The sequence below is a fragment of the Chryseobacterium sp. S90 genome (assembly GCF_047444895.1).
Taxonomy (GTDB): domain Bacteria; phylum Bacteroidota; class Bacteroidia; order Flavobacteriales; family Weeksellaceae; genus Chryseobacterium.
On record NZ_JBLGCX010000018.1, the window covers coordinates 1 to 882 of the forward strand.

Consider the following 882-nt stretch of genomic DNA (forward strand, 5'->3'; position numbering starts at 1 on the left):
AATCTCTTGTTTTAGGTGTTCTTCCTGTGCTTCCTTCTTTACCATTTCAATATAAAGATTTTGCCTTATGGCATCGAAAATATGTAACAGAACAAGTTTTAGACAAGCAGCTGGAATATTGGCTGGGTGAGCTTTCGGGTTTTGAAACGCTGAATCTGCCATTGGATTTTCAACGTCCCGGCAGGATCAGTTATGAGGGGACGACTTTAGGTTTTCGTATTTCTTGTGAAACGAGTTTTCAGCTAAGGTCTTTGTCAAAGGATTTAGGAGTGAGTCTATACAGTGTAATGCTGAGTGGTTATTATCTGATGCTGGCTTCATACAGTGGTCAGGATGATCTTGTGGTAGGCACTCCGGTAGCTAACCGTCATTATCCGGGACTTGAGAATATGATTGGTTTTTTTGTCAATACTTTGGTTTTTCGTCAAAGAGTGGATTTTAATACAAGTGTCCGGGACTTTATTACCGATGTATTTTCTGGTGTTTTGGGAGGTCAGATGTATCAGGACCTGCCTTTTGAGAAATTGGTAGATGCTCTTAATGTTGACCAGGATTCCTCGCGCCATCCCGTATTTCAGGTAATGTTCGGATTGCAGGGCTTTGAATCCGAAGCCAAAGCGCGAGATGTTGAAGATTGTTTTTTCCATTCTTTTGATAGTGGAATACAGGATGAAACCTCTAAGTTTGATCTGACCACAATGATTGATGATAGAGGGGAGGAACTGTTTGGAACATTTAATTTTGCAAAGTCGCTCTTCAAAGGTTCTACGATTGAGCATATGATCAGTACGTATCAGTATATTCTGGATCAGTTTTCTGACCTGTTCCAACATGGATCTTCTGAGGTTAAGCTTAATGAGATCCGCTGGATTGAAGAAGATG

Annotated in this window: 1 protein-coding gene; it reads left to right on the forward strand. The window is 40.7% G+C overall.

Features of this window, described 5'->3' with window-relative positions:
• Positions 1–882, forward strand: an 882-nt coding sequence (locus tag ACLMCG_RS23070; protein ID WP_413961446.1) for a condensation domain-containing protein, incomplete at both ends; no start/stop codon positions are given.